At 58.1% G+C, this 14,935-nt stretch carries 14 protein-coding genes; 3 read left to right on the top strand and 11 right to left on the bottom strand.

Annotated features, from left to right (window positions below; all coding sequences use genetic code 11):
- The first annotated feature begins 32 nt into the window (after positions 1–32).
- A complete protein-coding gene (locus CAter10_RS00915; RefSeq protein WP_061531926.1) occupies positions 33–1,076 on the top strand; it encodes a questin oxidase family protein in 1,044 nt (347 codons plus the stop codon).
- Between the two features lie 26 nt (positions 1,077–1,102).
- Here CAter10_RS00915 and CAter10_RS00910 read toward each other — a convergent pair whose 3' ends face one another.
- The 11 genes from CAter10_RS00910 to CAter10_RS00860 all read right to left on the bottom strand — a co-directional run bounded on the left by CAter10_RS00910 (position 1,103) and on the right by CAter10_RS00860 (position 11,037).
- Positions 1,103–1,537, bottom strand: coding sequence for a GNAT family N-acetyltransferase (locus tag CAter10_RS00910; RefSeq protein WP_061531925.1), 435 nt, complete (start codon positions 1,535–1,537; stop codon positions 1,103–1,105).
- 19 nt (positions 1,538–1,556) lie between these two features.
- Positions 1,557–2,018: a GNAT family N-acetyltransferase gene (locus tag CAter10_RS00905; protein ID WP_061531924.1), complete on the bottom strand. Its 462-nt coding sequence runs from the start codon at positions 2,016–2,018 to the stop codon at positions 1,557–1,559.
- Positions 2,019–2,068: 50 nt separating this feature from the next.
- Entirely contained in the window at positions 2,069–2,584 is a 516-nt protein-coding gene (locus CAter10_RS00900; protein WP_061531923.1) for a hypothetical protein, read from the bottom strand.
- A gap of 173 nt (positions 2,585–2,757) precedes the next feature.
- Positions 2,758–3,135 (bottom strand): hypothetical protein, encoded by a 378-nt coding sequence (locus tag CAter10_RS00895; RefSeq protein WP_128082950.1) that lies wholly within the window; start codon positions 3,133–3,135, stop codon positions 2,758–2,760.
- A 76-nt stretch (positions 3,136–3,211) separates the two neighbouring features.
- Positions 3,212–3,589: a nuclear transport factor 2 family protein gene (locus CAter10_RS00890; RefSeq protein WP_061531921.1), complete on the bottom strand. Its 378-nt coding sequence runs from the start codon at positions 3,587–3,589 to the stop codon at positions 3,212–3,214.
- Positions 3,590–3,784: 195 nt separating this feature from the next.
- Positions 3,785–4,759 (bottom strand): alpha/beta hydrolase, encoded by a 975-nt coding sequence (locus CAter10_RS00885; RefSeq protein WP_061531920.1) that lies wholly within the window; start codon positions 4,757–4,759, stop codon positions 3,785–3,787.
- Between the two features lie 167 nt (positions 4,760–4,926).
- Positions 4,927–6,051, bottom strand: coding sequence for a sterol desaturase family protein (locus CAter10_RS00880; protein ID WP_231879330.1), 1,125 nt, complete (start codon positions 6,049–6,051; stop codon positions 4,927–4,929).
- Between the two features lie 221 nt (positions 6,052–6,272).
- Positions 6,273–7,415, bottom strand: a complete 1,143-nt coding sequence (locus tag CAter10_RS00875) for a BMP family ABC transporter substrate-binding protein (protein WP_061531919.1) — start codon at positions 7,413–7,415, stop codon at positions 6,273–6,275.
- 73 nt (positions 7,416–7,488) lie between these two features.
- Positions 7,489–8,409 carry an ABC transporter permease gene (locus CAter10_RS00870; protein WP_061531918.1) on the bottom strand — a complete coding sequence of 307 codons (921 nt, stop codon included), beginning with the start codon at positions 8,407–8,409 and terminating at the stop codon, positions 7,489–7,491.
- A gap of 8 nt (positions 8,410–8,417) precedes the next feature.
- Positions 8,418–9,506: an ABC transporter permease gene (locus tag CAter10_RS00865; protein WP_061531917.1), complete on the bottom strand. Its 1,089-nt coding sequence runs from the start codon at positions 9,504–9,506 to the stop codon at positions 8,418–8,420.
- Positions 9,499–11,037, bottom strand: coding sequence for an ABC transporter ATP-binding protein (locus CAter10_RS00860; RefSeq protein WP_061531916.1), 1,539 nt, complete (start codon positions 11,035–11,037; stop codon positions 9,499–9,501). The genes CAter10_RS00865 and CAter10_RS00860 overlap by 8 nt, the downstream gene beginning before the upstream one ends.
- A 317-nt stretch (positions 11,038–11,354) precedes the next feature.
- Between CAter10_RS00860 and CAter10_RS00855 the strand changes: the two genes are divergently transcribed.
- Positions 11,355–12,083 (top strand): GntR family transcriptional regulator, encoded by a 729-nt coding sequence (locus tag CAter10_RS00855; RefSeq protein WP_061531915.1) that lies wholly within the window; start codon positions 11,355–11,357, stop codon positions 12,081–12,083.
- 528 nt (positions 12,084–12,611) lie between these two features.
- Positions 12,612–14,873, top strand: a complete 2,262-nt coding sequence (locus tag CAter10_RS00850) for a TonB-dependent receptor (protein ID WP_082797741.1) — start codon at positions 12,612–12,614, stop codon at positions 14,871–14,873.
- The last annotated feature ends 62 nt before the right edge of the window (positions 14,874–14,935 follow it).

Here is a 14,935-nt window from a genome sequence, read left to right as displayed (position 1 = left end):
GTGGTCAATCAGCTATTCGGAGGATTTACCGCATGAAGCAACGATTACAACAGGCGACGCTGCACCGGCTGCTCGATGCCAACGCACGCTTTGCACTCGGCGGCAACGGCACCACTAATCACTGTCCGATGGCGCTCTGCGCGCTGGCGGCAATGGGCGCTCCGCCGGAACGACTGCAGGATTTCTTTGACATGTGGGAAAGCCGCTACGCCCTTGCCGCACCTGCGGCAACCAAAGTCGTCGAGCGCGAAACATGGCAGGCCGGCGTCGGCAATCCGACCTCATTTGTCGCCCTGCGCGATTGCTTCGAAGAGTGGATCTGGTGCAGCGGCGCCGATGCTGTGCTGGCGCAGACGCTTCAGCACATGCCCTTCGCACCGGCCAGCGGTGCCTTTCACGCGTTGATCCGCCTCAGCTACGGCCTGGAAGCACAGCATGTCGGGGAAATCGCCGCCGGACTGGCAGCGCTGGCCAGCGGCAACCTGCATATCGACACAGGTTCACAGCCGCGCACACCTGCGGTTTCAGTACGTGCCGGTTTTGACAGCTTGTCGCGCGCAGTGCACGGCGTGCAATTCGACGGTGGCATGATTACTTCGCGCCTGCGCGCGGCGGCGGCCGAACCGCGCTTCCAGGCGGCATTGCCGGCGGCGCCAGCGCAGCCACAGCTGCTGGACCAGATGGCGCAGGCAGCCATCGCCTTGTACTGGCAAACCAATAATTTCACCGCCCTGCATATTGTCACCGGTCTGCATGCGGCGCGGCGTGTGTTCGAACATCTACCGTCGGTGCTGGTATCGCAGTTGATGCCGGAACTGTGGGCTGCAGTATGCGCCGCCTATGTGTCGATCGGCGCGCCGGCATTGGCGCCGGCTGCTGCGCTACTGATAGAGGAAGATGTGTTGCCGGACAGCGCCGATACCTGGCAAGACCTGTTCACCACTGCCATCGCCTCCGATGATGATCATGTGATCAAGCTGGTCTACACCTGCTATAGCGAAAACCTGCGGGCGCCATCGCCGCTGTATCTGGCCGCAGCAGCGCGACGTGCAGGGCGCGTGTTACAGATGCATTGAGCCGGAAAGGCAATGACTACTCAACCTTAAAGACGTCTTTGCAACACCTTCCAGGTGTCTGGATCGTACCAGCCGTTGTTTAGCCAGAAGCGATTTCCGACTTCATTGTCTGTATAGACGAAGACACTGCAGCGTGCGACATTTGCTGCAGTCAGTCTTGCAATGCAAAACTGCACCAGCCGTTGCCCTACGCCTTTGCCGCGGGCACTTTCGGCCACAGCCAGGTGATACAGGGAAGCGGCGCGGCCGTTGTGCCCGCACAAGACCGCCCCGACCATGTTGCCGCGCTCATCGATGGCAACCACGCTGAAACCGGGATTGCGATCCAGGAAAACAGCGACGGCTTCTTTCGTATCAGACTCGCTGAGGTAGAGTCCGTCAATCGACGACCACAATGCAAAAGCCGCCTCATAGTCCGCGATGACGAATGCGCGTAACTCAATATTTGATTCGGTATTCATTGTTGGTTCTGCATTCTTTTCAAGCCGTATGGAATTGACTGCGATATTTTACGAAGCCCCGCTTCTTGTCGCCGGAAAATCCGCAACTCGCGAAAAATGCATGGGCTTCGCTGCGGCTGGAGGAACTCAGCAGCATGATCTTGGAACAGTCATGGCTGGCACAAATCGTTTCGATACTTGCCATCAGTTGGCGGCCCAATCCTGTGCCACGAGCGGCGCTCGCAACAATGATGTTTTCCACTGTCGCAAAAGGCTGCTTGCCATACATCGCGTCGGCGCACAGCGACAGCAGCGCCGTTCCATAAACATTACCGGCGATATCGCACACCAGAAGATGTGTTGCAGGATCGGCATGCATCGCCTCGATCTGTTCGGGCAAGACATGTACCCGCACGTCACCGGTCAACTCTAGGTACAAATTCTGGATGGCGGCGCTATCACCGCCTTTCGCCAGGCGGATTACGGCTGATGCTTCATGCATGGGTCAACTGGAAAATAAAAGCCGATATGGCAATCGTGCCGCCTCTTTGACTACTTGCCGGTAATAATACTTTTGAAATTGTCCATGAGAACGGGATAGCTGGTCGCCATCGCCTTTTCCTGCGCACTGGAGATGTAGCTAACGATGCTTTGGTCAGCATTGCTGGAAGCCTGCAAGGCCATCTGCCCCTGCTCCGTAGAGTAAAAATCGGTAATTTTTCCGATCACCTCTGGCGGCAGATCCTTGGTCAACGATGTGGTGTAAATCTTCGCGACTTCTTCGCTGCTCCAGGAATTGGATACGCTGGCGATAAATTCGCCGGCGGCGACACGGATCGCGGTCTTCTGGGTATCACTCAGCTGCGGCACGCTTTTCTGGATCTGCATCACGATCTGGTCGATTTGCCTTTGGCCCATGGCTTGCGCCTGCAATTTGAAACCGCTGATCCGCTCTTGCAAGTGCATGCTGTCAGCCAGTTTGGCTGCTGCCACAACATTGGCGTCGTCTGCATAGGAGACCTGCGCAGCCAGCGCAAGCATGGTCGACATCGCTATCTTCTTGAACATGGTTTTTCTTTTCCGTTGATCACTGACGTATGGTCGCGACAAGCCGTTCAATTGTTGCCGTCTTTCCGGCGCGCCTGCTCCCCCTTGATTGCCGCAGCATGTTGCCATACGGCGATTAACTAAGCAACAGCGCTGCCGCGACATCAATCGAAAACGGGAGCGTCAACGAAAAATCAATCCTCCGGCCCCTCCGTGCCGGCCAGATCCAGGTCGCGTGCGATCCAGAAACAGGCGTAGGAGATGAAGGCCGCAGAAATAGCCAGCACATAAGCCAACCGCTTGCCGTGCCAAAGGCTGGCCAGCCAGCCATTGAAGTCAGCGATGAGCAAACCTGACTTACCGCTGTACATTTCCATGTCGCGACGATAGGACTTCGATTCATCCGGCGCGACAGAATAGACATTGCCGCCCACCACGTCATAGCCGAGCGCACGATTGTAGCCGCCGGAGGCGGAGTAATAGACCAGGCCGGCGCTCAACAACCCAGCCAGCAAGACAATGGCGCTTGCCAGATAAAGGTGACGCTGAAGCCTTGAATTCTTCCGATCCATGTCCTGCTCATCAGTATTCGTTAACAAATTGGCTACGGCTGCCGACATCTTCCGTGTTGCCGACAGGGGAACTCACTCAGGATGAGGATGCAGCAGCCAGCGTCGTCTTGCCAACAGCGAACGACGCCTTCGCGATGCGCTGACCGGCAATCTCGTAGACGCACAGCATTTCCACCGTTCCGGCGCCTTCGGGAAAATTACGTGTAATGAGTTCGAAGTCGATGACGATGTTTTCCATGACCGTGCGCGACAGCAGGCGTGCATGGAGATCCGGTTCGGCAAAGCGCGTCAGGAAGCGCGTCCGCATCTGTTCATGGCCGCGTGCAAGCAGGTCGCCATGCAACTGGTACTGCTCCGCATCAGCCGCGTAGGTCGCCAGCAGGGCATCGATATCCTTGGCGTTATAGGCGTCCAGCTGTGCTTGAACGATGGCTTGAGGCGAGATTGGCGGCATGATTTTTCCGGGATTGAAAAGAGTGTTGGGAACGCGGCTCATTTTATACGTTCTGTGGATTGCGTTCGTGTCGACACGCAAATGCCTTCCCCCGGCAACACATCCGCATCGGCATCAGCACAAGACCCGCCGTGCTTGATCATATGCGCAGCCAGGAGCGCGGCGGACGAAACATGTCGACGGAAGAATATTTTCCTACCGAAACCGGTTCATGCCGTTGACAGCCGCCACCGCCGCCTGAACCGCGGTTCGGTCAAGCGTCAACGAGATGTGCCCGATCCCAGGCAGTAAGGTGACAGGCGCATCCTTACCTGCTGCCTTGAACACTTCAGCGAAACGTTCGGCATGAAATGCCTCGTCATCCTGCCCCGCCACCAGCCGTAGCGGTTGCCGGACTGCGCGTATGTTCGCCTGCCAATCCGCCTGTGGCCGGAAGTTCTGCGTCAGTGCATACGAATACTCCGGGGTCAGGAAAGGCTTGGCTTGTTCGTCGAGTGCGAAGCGCACGACAGGAAGCCCATTCAACGCATGTATGTCTATCGCATTCAGCAGGCTGATCGCCATCAGGCGCGGGACACCAACACTCACCCAGCCTCCGCTGTCAGGGCGGAAAGTCGGTGCATCCTGGCTGATGAATGGCGACAACAGCAGGTAGTTGGAAAACAGCGTTTGCTTGTGACCACCGGCGAAACGCAGCACGAATCCGCCGCCGGAAGAAAAGCCGGCAAGCGTGGACGGCATGGCCGGCGTCAACGCGCGCGTGAAATCCTCGATGTCGTCCTCCAATTGTCCGACATAGGCAATGCTGCCTTTGCTGCCGGACTCGCCATGTCCGCGCATGTCGAGCGCATAGGCGGTATAACCGGCAGCGGAGAACGCCTTGGCCATCACATGCATGCTATCGCTGCGCGCAGACGATCCGTGCACCAGCACCACGCTGCCTTTGGGATGGTCACCGACAGCAGGATATTGGCGAAATGCGAGTTGCGCGCCGTCGCGCGCCGCGTAGCGGCGGATAGCCGGCAGGTCGGAGAAATCGACGCTTTTGAATGGATTGTTCATGCTTGCCATAGGCCGCGGCTCATGCGGTCCACCGAAGCCGATGGCGAGGGCGACGATGACGGACATCAATGCGAACAGGATCAGCGCGGCAAATATGAATGGTTTCATGATGATCTCCTGGAAGTGTCCAGTTAATCTTATGAAACCCGGGCTTCAGCTGCCACGACTATGCGATGAACCGCAGCCAGGCACGACCGAACTGCGGGTTGCCGGCGCGAACGGCGATCTGAAGGCAGGCATTCGTGAATGCCTGCCGATATGCCGATGATTTAGTTTCAATCCTGCTTGCGAAACGGAAACGCCTGCTGCTTGATGAAGCCATCAGGCATGTAATCGCCGACCACACCGTATTTCTCCGGGAACGCGCGGTTGACCTTGACTGCCGTACCGAGGAAATAGTCGATAAAGGCAAAGTGGGCCGCGTAGTTCTTGTCGATCGCTTCGTCTTCCGAGGAGTGGTGCCAATGATGGAAATCCGGCGTCACGAAGATGTAGCGCAGTGGCCCCCATGGCAAATGCACATTGGAATGGTTGAACACGGCCTGGAAGCCGACGATGATGATGTAGGCGTTAACGACGGATTTGTCGAAGCCGAGCACGAACAAGGGGCCGAGCACCAGTACTCTGGTACAGATCAATTCCAGTATGTGCTGGCGTGAACCGGCCAGCCAATCCATGGTCTTGACGCTGTGGTGCACTGCGTGGAAGCGCCACAGAAACGGCACCTCGTGATACGCGCGGTGTGCGCCATATTCCATCAGGTCAGCGACCAGCATGCACAGCAGCAGTTGCGGAATGAAGCTGATGGAGGCAACCGTGTTCTGGAAATCGGCATGCACCATCCAGCCGAATACTCGGTGAATCATCACGTTGACCACCAGCAGTGCCAATCCGATGATGAAATGGTTAACCGCAAAATGCACCAGGTCGGTCTGCCATTCAAAACGGAATATCGCCTGCTTGCGATACAACGGGAACATCTTTTCGATCAGTACGAAAATCAGGGTTGAGCCGAGCAGGTCGATGATGAACCAGTCCAGGCCGATGTATGGCGTGTGGTCCGGAAACTCGCCGACCGCAACCTTTGAACCGCCCCACGCTACCGCAACCAGCACCATCAGGAGTGCGGTGAAATTCAGCGAGCGATGCCGGCCAAACAGGATATTTACTAGCGACAGGACGCCAGACACTAGCAGCGCGCCGAACAGAATCTGGCGCATCAGGCTGACCGAATAGACGTGACGCAGCTCGGGCGTGGTCAGGTACTGCGGGAAATGGAAGGCCAGCACGCCTAACAGGCTCAGGAAGCCGAGGCTCAGCGCAATCACGCTCGTGATCAGGCCGGTGCCCGGCTGCAGTTCTCCGCTTTGATGCAGAATACTGGCTGTATCCTCGACCATCGCGGTGGTCAGGTTACCGATTTTGGATGACTTGACGCGTAACGCCGCTTTCGAAGCCTGGTCCTGATCTGGCATGGCTATTCCGTTATGAAAATTGAAAGAAATCGGAGTATAGCAGCGGAGCAATGCACTCACCATTGCCAAATCACAACATTGCAAATAAATATTGCCGCCGGAGACCAGACCGGCCATGCAGCATGGCCGATCCGTCGTGTTGGAAATTAGCCCGGCACCTTGCCCTCTACGCCCTGCACGTAGAACTTGATGCCATGCAGGAAATCGTCGTTGGCCACTGCATCCTTGGCAACTGCTTCCTTGCCGGTGTTGTCGATGATTGGCCCTTTCCAGATCGGTGCGCTGCCGTCGATGATGGCCTTCTTGCGCTCCGCTACCAGCGCCTTGACGTCGTCCGGCAAGGCCGCATTGAACGCGCCCAGATCGATACCGTCGTCTTTCAGGCCGAGCCAGCTGGTGCCGGTTTTCCAGCTGCCGTCCAGCACTTCGCCGACGCGTTTGGTATAGTAGGTGCCCCAGTTGATCATCGATGCCGCCAGATGCGCTTTCGGACCGAAGCTGCTCATGTCGCTATCCCAGCCGAATGCATATACGCCCTTTTCCTGCGCGGTCTGCACGACGGCGGCGGAATCGGTATTCTGCATCAGCACATCAACGCCCTGGCCAATCAGGGTAGTGGCCGCTTCACGCTCCTTGCCCGGATCGAACCATTTGTTGACCCAAACGACGCGCGTGGTGGCTTTCGGATTGACCGAACGGGCGCCCAGCGTGAATGAATCGATATTGCGGATCACTTCAGGAATCGGCACCGAAGCGACCACCCCGAGCTTGCCCGTCTTGCTCATCTTGCCGGCTACGACACCGGCCAGGTAGGCGCCTTCATAGGTGCGGACGTCGTATTGCGCCAGGTTGTCGGCAGTCTTGAAGCCGGTCGCATGTTCGAACTTCACGTCCGGGAATTCCTTGGCCACTTTCAGCATCGCTTCCATGTAGCCGAAAGTGGTACCGAAGATCAGCTTGTTGCCATCTGTCGCCAACTGGCGGATCACACGCTCTGCATCGGCAGCCGATTCGGGGACGTTCTCGACGAAAGTGGTTTTGACCTTGTCGCCGTATTTCTGTTCAACCGCCTTGCGGCCCTGGTCATGGGCAAAGGTCCAGCCGGCGTCGCCGACCGGTCCGATGTAGACGAAAGCGACTTTCAGCGGTTCAGCCTTGGCCGGTGCTGCTGCCGAAGCGGCGGCAGAAGCGGGGGCCGCCGCCGGCTCGTCCTTCTTGCCGCAGCCGATGAGCGTTGCGGCGGCCAGCGTTGCTAGCATGGCCAGTGATGTCCTGCGCGATATCTTCATTATCTATCTCCCTCTGTGTGATGGTTGGTCGACTTGCTATCTGGTTTGCTTGTGTATTACTTCATCAAATTATTCAACTTGCATTCGGCTTGAACGGCTTGCCCAACGACGCCGGCATGTTCAAGCGTATCCAGTCCGGATTGCGCGAAATCAGCGCCAGCACCACGATGGTTGCCGCGTACGGCAGCATCGACAGGATCTGCGACGGCACGGTGACGCCTATGCCCTGCAAGTAAAACTGCAGGATCGTGACGCCACCGAACAGCAAGGCCCCCAGCAGCACGCGCAGCGGACGCCAGGTGGCAAACGCCGTCAGCGCCAGGGCAATCCAGCCGTGGCCGGACACCAGACCTTCGACCCACATCGGCGTATACACCAGCGACAAGTAGGCGCCGGCCAAGCCGCAGCAGGCACCGCCGAACAGCAGCGCGGCAAAGCGTATCCAGCGCACTGGATAACCAAGCGCGTGCGCCGACTCCGGCGACTCGCCAACCGCGCGCAGGATCAATCCGGCACGGGTGCGATAGATGAACCAGGCAATCGCCGCACACAGCAGCAGCGATAGGTAACTCATCCAGTGCTGTTGGAACAGCGCCGGGCCGACGAACGGCAGGTCTTTAAGAAATGGGATCGACAGCGTTTGCGAAGGCAAGGCCAAACCAACAAAGCGCTGACCGATGAAGGCAGACAATCCCGTGCCGAAAATCGACAGCGCCAGACCGGTGGCGACCTGGTTGGTAGCCAGCATCAGCGCCAGCCAGGAGAACAGCGACGCCATCAGCATGCCGCTGAGGGCGCCGGCAATGAAGCCGAGCATTGGGCTATGCGTAGCGTAGCCAACTGCAAAGCCGGCAATCGCAGCAACCAGCATCATACCTTCGGCGCCGAGGTTGAGCACGCCGGCGCGCTCATTGATCAGCAGGCCGAGCGCTGCCAGCAGTAACGGCGTTCCGGCATTGATCGAGGCAGCGATAAGAGAAGCGAATTGTTCCATGTCTTTCCTTAAACCTTGGCTTTCCAGCGCAGGCGATAATCAATCAGTGTATCGCTAGCCAGCAGCAGAAACAGCAGCATGCCCTGGAACACGCCCGTGATTGCCGACGGCAGCCCGAGCCGCGACTGCGCCAGCTCGCCGCCCAGGTACAGCAGCGACATCACCAACCCACCCAGCACCGCGCCGACCGGATGCAGGCGACCGATAAAGGCGACGATGATGGCGGCGAAGCCGTAGCCCGGCGATACCGATGGCAGCAGCTGACCTATCGGCCCGGCGATTTCAAACGCCCCGGCCAGGCCGGCAAAGCTGCCCGAGATCAGCAGCGATATCCACAACGCGCTGCGGCTGGAGAATCCCGCGTAACGCGCCGCGTGCGGTGCGGTACCGCCGACGATCAGCGAGAATCCACGGAAGCTGCGCGTCATGAAGACCGTCATCACGATTGCCAGCACCAGCGTGACTGCGAAGCCGATGTGCAAGCGCGTGCCGCTGATCAGTTCCGGCAACATGAATTCACTGGAGAACACTTTCGATTGCGGAAAGTTCATGCCATTGGGGTCCTTCAACGGACCGTTGACCGCATACATCAACAGTAATTGCGCAACATAGGTCAGCATCAGCGACACCAGGATTTCGTTGGCGTTGAAACGATCGCGCAACACGGCGGTAATGCTGGCCCAGAACGCGCCACCGAGGATCCCGGCGACAATCATCAGCAACAGGCCGAGACCACCCGGGATCGCATGGCCCGGCACGTCGATCGCCACCAGCGTGGCGCCGGCAAACAAGGCGCCGACCGTGAACTGGCCCTCGGCGCCGATGTTCCAGATATTGGCGCGAAAGCACACTGCCAGGCCCAGCGCACACAATATCAGCGGCACCGATTTCAGTAGCAGCTCGCTGATGGCGCGCTTGCCGTTGAACGGATCGATCAGGAACACTTTCAGGCCGGCCAGCGGATCCTTGCCCAGCGCCATGAACAGCAACGCGCCAAGCAGCATCGTCAGGACCACCGCCAGCACCGGCGACAGGTACGTCATGGACCGCGACGGCGTACCGCGCAGCTCCAGTTTCCACGGCCACGGATTACGCATGCGCGGCCTCCTGGCCATCCTGCCACAAGCCGCTCATCCACAACCCGACCTGCTCGCGCGTTGCCTGCTCAATTGGGATCGACGGCGATAGGCGCCCCTTGGCAATCACGTGCAGGCGGTCGCACAACGCGAACAGCTCATCGAGTTCTTCGGATATCACCAACACAGCGCAACCTTCCTGTTTCAATGCGAGGATTTCGGCGTGGATCTGCGCCGCAGCGCCAACATCTACGCCCCAGGTCGGTTGCGCGACAATGAACACGCTTGGTTTGCGTTCCAGTTCGCGGCCGACGATGAATTTCTGCAGGTTGCCACCGGACAGGCTCTTGGCCAATGCATCGGGGCCGCTGGCTTTGACCTTGAAGCGCTCGATGATGGCGGCGGCGGCATTGCGGGTATAAGCAAAATCGATCATGCCGCGCTTCACGTAGGGCGTCTTCTGGTGCGACAGCAGCATGTTGGCCGACAGCGATAAAGTCGGCACCGCGCCGCGCCCCAGCCGCTCTTCCGGCACCAGCCCGAGGCCGAGCGCGCGGCGCGGATTCGGCGCCAGATTACCGGCGGCGCGGCCGACCAGCATCAGCATGTTCGGTGCGGCGCGTTGATCTTCACCGGACAGCGCAGCCAGCAATTCCTGCTGGCCGTTGCCAGAGACACCGGCAATACCGACGATCTCACCGGCACGTACTTCGCATTCGATATCGTGCAATTCGGTGGCGAACAGATGCGCCTTCGGCAGGCTCAGGCGATTGATGTGCAGCTTGCGCTCGCTGCGATGCGAATCAGGATTGCGTTCGCGCTGCAAGCGCACCAGCTCGTCACCGATCATCATGCGCGACAGGCCGGCGCTGGTTTCGTTGCGCGGATCGCAATTGCCGGTGACCTTGCCATTACGCATCACGGTGGCGCTATGGCATAGGGCTCGGATTTCATCGAGCTTGTGGCTGATGTAGAGAATGCTGCAGCCCTCGTCGGCCAGCTTGCGCAAGGTGACGAACAATTTGTCGACCGCCTGCGGCGTCAGCACCGAGGTTGGTTCATCAAGGATCAGCAATTGCGGATTGGTCAGCAGCGCGCGCACGATCTCGACGCGCTGGCGTTCGCCGACCGACAGTGTATGCACGTGACGATGTGGCTCCAGCTCCAGGCCGTATTTCTCCCCGGTCTGGCGGATCTGCGCGACCAGTTCCGGCATGCTGACATCGGAAGCCAGGCCGAGCGCGATGTTTTCCGCGACGGTGAGCGTATCGAACAATGAAAAATGCTGGAACACCATCGCAATGCCAAGCTTGCGGGCGACATGCGGATTGGCGATATGCACCTGCTCGCCATTCCAGAAGATATCGCCGGCATCGGGTTTCACCGTGCCGAAGATGATTTTCATCAGGGTCGATTTGCCGGCGCCGTTCTCGCCGAGGACGGCATGGATTTCGCCGGGAACAACACGCAGATTGATATCGTCATTGGCCAGCACGCCAGGATAGGCTTTGCGGATATGGGCGATTTCCAGACGCGGTATGGTTGAAGTCACTTTCTTTTGCCTGTAACAGTGTAAGACCGTTGCAAAATGATTCCAGCGTTGCGCTTGCCTGCCGTACTGCAATACAGCAACGGCGGCCACATACCAAAGGCAAGCAACATGCTACATCAATTTCGTTGTTCAACACCGACTAAAACGCCATATAAAGCAGCAAATTCGGCCGGCTTAAAGACCATGACAAAAGCAATCCGCATGCCAGCGAGAATCGACATATTTCGGCATCTGGTACATTTTGTGCCTGTGTCTGGCGTCAGCGATTTGCGGTAGCATGACCGCAGGCTTGCAATCCAAAACAGAAATGGGAATCCATGAGCAAAAAGTCTGATGACACCGCTGCTGCGCCGGCCAGGGCCATCGTCAAACGCGGCAGCGGCGTTGTCGATCAAAAGATCTACGACTCGGTGCTGAAGGCAGTGATGAGCCAGCGCCTGCGGCCGGGGACCAAGCTGACAGAGGCCAGCCTGTGTGAGTTGTTCGCGGTCAGCCGGACCATCGTGCGCAAGGCGATACAACGGCTGGCGCACGATCACATCCTGGAGCTGCGACCGAACCGTGGCGCCATCATCGCTCAGCCGACGCCACAGGAAACGCGCGAAATTTTCGCTGCGCGCCGGGCTATCGAAGCCGCCATCGTGCCACTGGCGGTGGAACATGCGACACGTACGCAAATCAGCCGCTTGCGCCAGATTGTGAAAGAAGAGCATGCATCCTTTCATAGCGGCGATCACGCCAAATGGATACGCCTCGGCGGCGAATTCCACATCCTGTTATCCGAGAGCGCCGGCAATCCGGTGCTCACCCGCTTCCTGCGTGAACTGGTGTCGCGCTGCTCCCTGATCATTGCCCTGTACCAGGCGCCCAACAAGACCGCCTGTCCGAACGACGAACACGAAGAACTGATTAACGCCATCGCAACCGGCGACGCAAAGCAGGCGGTGCGCTTGATGAACCAGCATCTGATCGACATCGAACGCGCCTTGCTGCTGAGCGATGATGAACACGAAGTCAACCTGGCAGACATCCTCGACATCGCCTGAAGGCGAACGATTTTTCGCCCGTAGGCAGTGCATTGGCAGCGTCGCCTCAAGGCGCTTCAAAGTGTATACAAGTTATAAAAAAATGTCGCGATTTCGATATATTGCGACGCACTAATCCGGGCCAAACTGCAACAACCAATCCCTAATTTGGCGCGCCCCTCCCCATTAAATGGCGTTATTCCTTGCTGATAAGCGGGATCAGACGATAGGCAGAAATTGCCGTCCTGGCATCATCGCGTTGCAACGATCATAGGCCATCATATGTATACAATATATTTTTTATAAAAATCTCCATACGATTTTTTTAATCCTTCCTGCCCGGAAAATTTCTGGCACGGTCTTTGCGTTGATGAGTCCGATCCGATCGGATGGCCACTCGACTTTTCGGCATCCGATCTCCTGACATGCAGTTCGCTGTTGGCATTGCCGCTGTTGGTGCCGACGAAGTTCGTATTGCATTGCGTAGCACGATCAGCACAAGAAAAAAAGCGAGTTCGGTTTATCAATGTGGATAACAGAGGGATGAAAATGGGAAAAAAAGCGAGGGCACGCGCCCACATGCGTTGTGCGCATAAAGTAGTACTGACATTGGGGGCGGCACTGCCATTCGGGGCGGTACTGGCGCAGACAGCCCCGGTACCTGCAACACCAGCGGCGAGTGCAGCGCCGGCGGCGGACACCACACAAAGCAACCTGCAGCTGGAAACCATGACGGTGACTGCGCAGCGCAAGGTTGAGAAAATCAAAGACGTGCCGATCTCGGTGACGCTGCTGAAAGGCGAAACGCTGGACGTGCTGAATTCCGGTGGGGCCGATATCCGGGTATTAGCCGCCAAAGTGCCAAGCCTGAATATCGAATCGTCGAACGGTCGCACTTTCCCACGTTTTTATATCCGCGGTTACGGCAATACCGACTTCTCTACCTTCGCCTCGCAGCCGGTATCGCTGGTATTCGATGATGTTGTGCAAGAGAATGCCGCCCTCAAAGGTTTCCCGATGTTCGACCTTGCTGGCGTCGAAGTCTTGCGTGGGCCGCAAGGCACGCTGTTCGGCCGCAACACGCCAGCCGGCGTGGTCAAGTTCGATTCCGCCAAACCGAGCCTGGACGGCGTATCCGGCTACTACAGCGTCTCCGACGGCACCCACAATACCGCCAACGTTGAAGCGGCGGTCAACGTGCCGTTAAGCGATCAATGGGCGATGCGCTTCTCGACGCTGGTCGAACACCGCGACAACTGGGTCACGAATAATGGCGGCGGCACGCCAAACCTGGAAGGCTACGACGAACGCGCAGGCCGCCTGCAGTTCCTGTACAAGCCGGATGGTACGTTCAATGCACTGTTCAACATCCACGCCCGCGCCACCACCGGCAGTGCGCGCCTGTTCCGCGCCAATATCCTGGAGCCAGGCACGAACGGCTTCGTTCCTGGTTTCGATCCGTCGCAAGTCACCTTCAACGGCCTGAACTCGCAGTCCCTGCATACCGCCGGCGGCAGCGCTCGCCTGACCTGGAATCTGGAAAATGTAAAGCTATACTCAATCACTGGCTATGAAACCATCTCCAGCTATTTCAGCCGCGGCGACATCGACGGCGGCACGCCGACCGGCCCCGGTTTCATCCCGTTCCAGGTGCAAACCGGTGGCGGTGTCGGCGACGACAAGCAGTTTTCGCAGGAATTCCGGCTTGAATCGAAGAACGACGGGCCACTCAACTGGCAGACCGGCCTCTACTATTTCAATGAAGACGTGACCGGCAACAGCGCCAATTTCAACAGCACCACTCAGCAACAGACCAGTTACCTGCAGAATCGCCAGAAGAACACGGCGTACGCAGTCTTCGGCTCGTTGACCTATGATGTCAACGACCGCTTCAAACTGCGCGGCGGCCTGCGTTACACGCAGGACAAGAAAGATTTTTCGACAGAGGTCGCCGACAACGTGAGGTTCTCCGGCCCCGGTTCGATCAGCGAAAGCAAATCGAACGTCAGCTGGGACGCCAGCGCCAATTACGCGCTGACCAACGACATCACCACCTACGCACGAGTTGCCACCGGCTTCCGTGCGCCAAGTATTGCCGCGCCATCATCGTCCGTGCCGATCACTGTGGCCAACGCCGAGACCATCACGTCGTATGAAACCGGGATCAAGGCCGACCTGTTCAATCGTCGCGCCCGCGCCAACTTCAGCATTTACAGCTACGACGTCAAGAATCAACAGCTGACCGCGGTCGGCGGTGCTTCCAACTCGATCTCGCTGGTCAATGCTGCAAAGACGGTCGGACGCGGCGCCGAACTGGACCTGGAAGCCAACCTGACCGAACGCTTGCGCATGACGTTCGGCGGCAGCTACAACTACACGCAGATTCGCGATCCAAATCTGCTGGTGGCAGGCTGTGCAACCTGTACCATGCTCAACACCCAGGTAAGGCCAGGCCTGTATTCGATCGACGGCAACGCACTGCCGCAAGCACCGAAGTGGATTGCCAACGTCACCGCGCGCTACGGCATACCGCTTGGCAACAATGACGAACTGTACTTCTACACAGACTGGTCGTATCGCAGCAAGATTAACTTTTTCCTGTACAACTCGACCGAATTCACCGGCAAGCCGTTGCTCGAAGGTGGCCTGCGCATGGGGTACAAATGGGACGGCGACAAATATGAGATCGCAGCTTTCGCCCGCAACATCACCAACAAGGTGGTGGCCACGGGCGGTATCGATTTCAACAACCTGACCGCGTTCATCAACGATCCACGCATGTTCGGCGTGCAGTTCCGCTCGAACTTCTGATCTGTCAGGCAGTTGCACGGCTAGCTTGAGCCGGCGGCATTGTCGCCGCCGGCTGGTTCAGC

The sequence above is a fragment of the Collimonas arenae genome (assembly GCF_001584165.1).
GTDB classification, from domain to species: Bacteria; Pseudomonadota; Gammaproteobacteria; order Burkholderiales; family Burkholderiaceae_D; genus Collimonas; species Collimonas arenae.
The sequence above is the reverse complement of the archived record's forward strand: the minus strand, read 5'-3'. Positions and strand labels throughout refer to the sequence as shown.

What these genes read in the sequence shown, in the direction of transcription:
- CAter10_RS00915 (WP_061531926.1), top strand. Translation starts at nt 33, where the DNA reads ATGAAGCAACGATTACAACAGGCGACGCTGCACCGGCTGCTCGATGCC.
- CAter10_RS00910 (WP_061531925.1), bottom strand. Translation starts at nt 1,537, where the DNA reads ATGAATACCGAATCAAATATTGAGTTACGCGCATTCGTCATCGCGGAC.
- CAter10_RS00905 (WP_061531924.1), bottom strand. Translation starts at nt 2,018, where the DNA reads ATGCATGAAGCATCAGCCGTAATCCGCCTGGCGAAAGGCGGTGATAGC.
- CAter10_RS00900 (WP_061531923.1), bottom strand. Translation starts at nt 2,584, where the DNA reads ATGTTCAAGAAGATAGCGATGTCGACCATGCTTGCGCTGGCTGCGCAG.
- CAter10_RS00895 (WP_128082950.1), bottom strand. Translation starts at nt 3,135, where the DNA reads ATGGATCGGAAGAATTCAAGGCTTCAGCGTCACCTTTATCTGGCAAGC.
- CAter10_RS00890 (WP_061531921.1), bottom strand. Translation starts at nt 3,589, where the DNA reads ATGCCGCCAATCTCGCCTCAAGCCATCGTTCAAGCACAGCTGGACGCC.
- CAter10_RS00885 (WP_061531920.1), bottom strand. Translation starts at nt 4,759, where the DNA reads ATGAAACCATTCATATTTGCCGCGCTGATCCTGTTCGCATTGATGTCC.
- CAter10_RS00880 (WP_231879330.1), bottom strand. Translation starts at nt 6,051, where the DNA reads ATGGTCGAGGATACAGCCAGTATTCTGCATCAAAGCGGAGAACTGCAG.
- CAter10_RS00875 (WP_061531919.1), bottom strand. Translation starts at nt 7,415, where the DNA reads ATGAAGATATCGCGCAGGACATCACTGGCCATGCTAGCAACGCTGGCC.
- CAter10_RS00870 (WP_061531918.1), bottom strand. Translation starts at nt 8,409, where the DNA reads ATGGAACAATTCGCTTCTCTTATCGCTGCCTCGATCAATGCCGGAACG.
- CAter10_RS00865 (WP_061531917.1), bottom strand. Translation starts at nt 9,506, where the DNA reads ATGCGTAATCCGTGGCCGTGGAAACTGGAGCTGCGCGGTACGCCGTCG.
- CAter10_RS00855 (WP_061531915.1), top strand. Translation starts at nt 11,355, where the DNA reads ATGAGCAAAAAGTCTGATGACACCGCTGCTGCGCCGGCCAGGGCCATC.
- CAter10_RS00850 (WP_082797741.1), top strand. Translation starts at nt 12,612, where the DNA reads ATGGGAAAAAAAGCGAGGGCACGCGCCCACATGCGTTGTGCGCATAAA.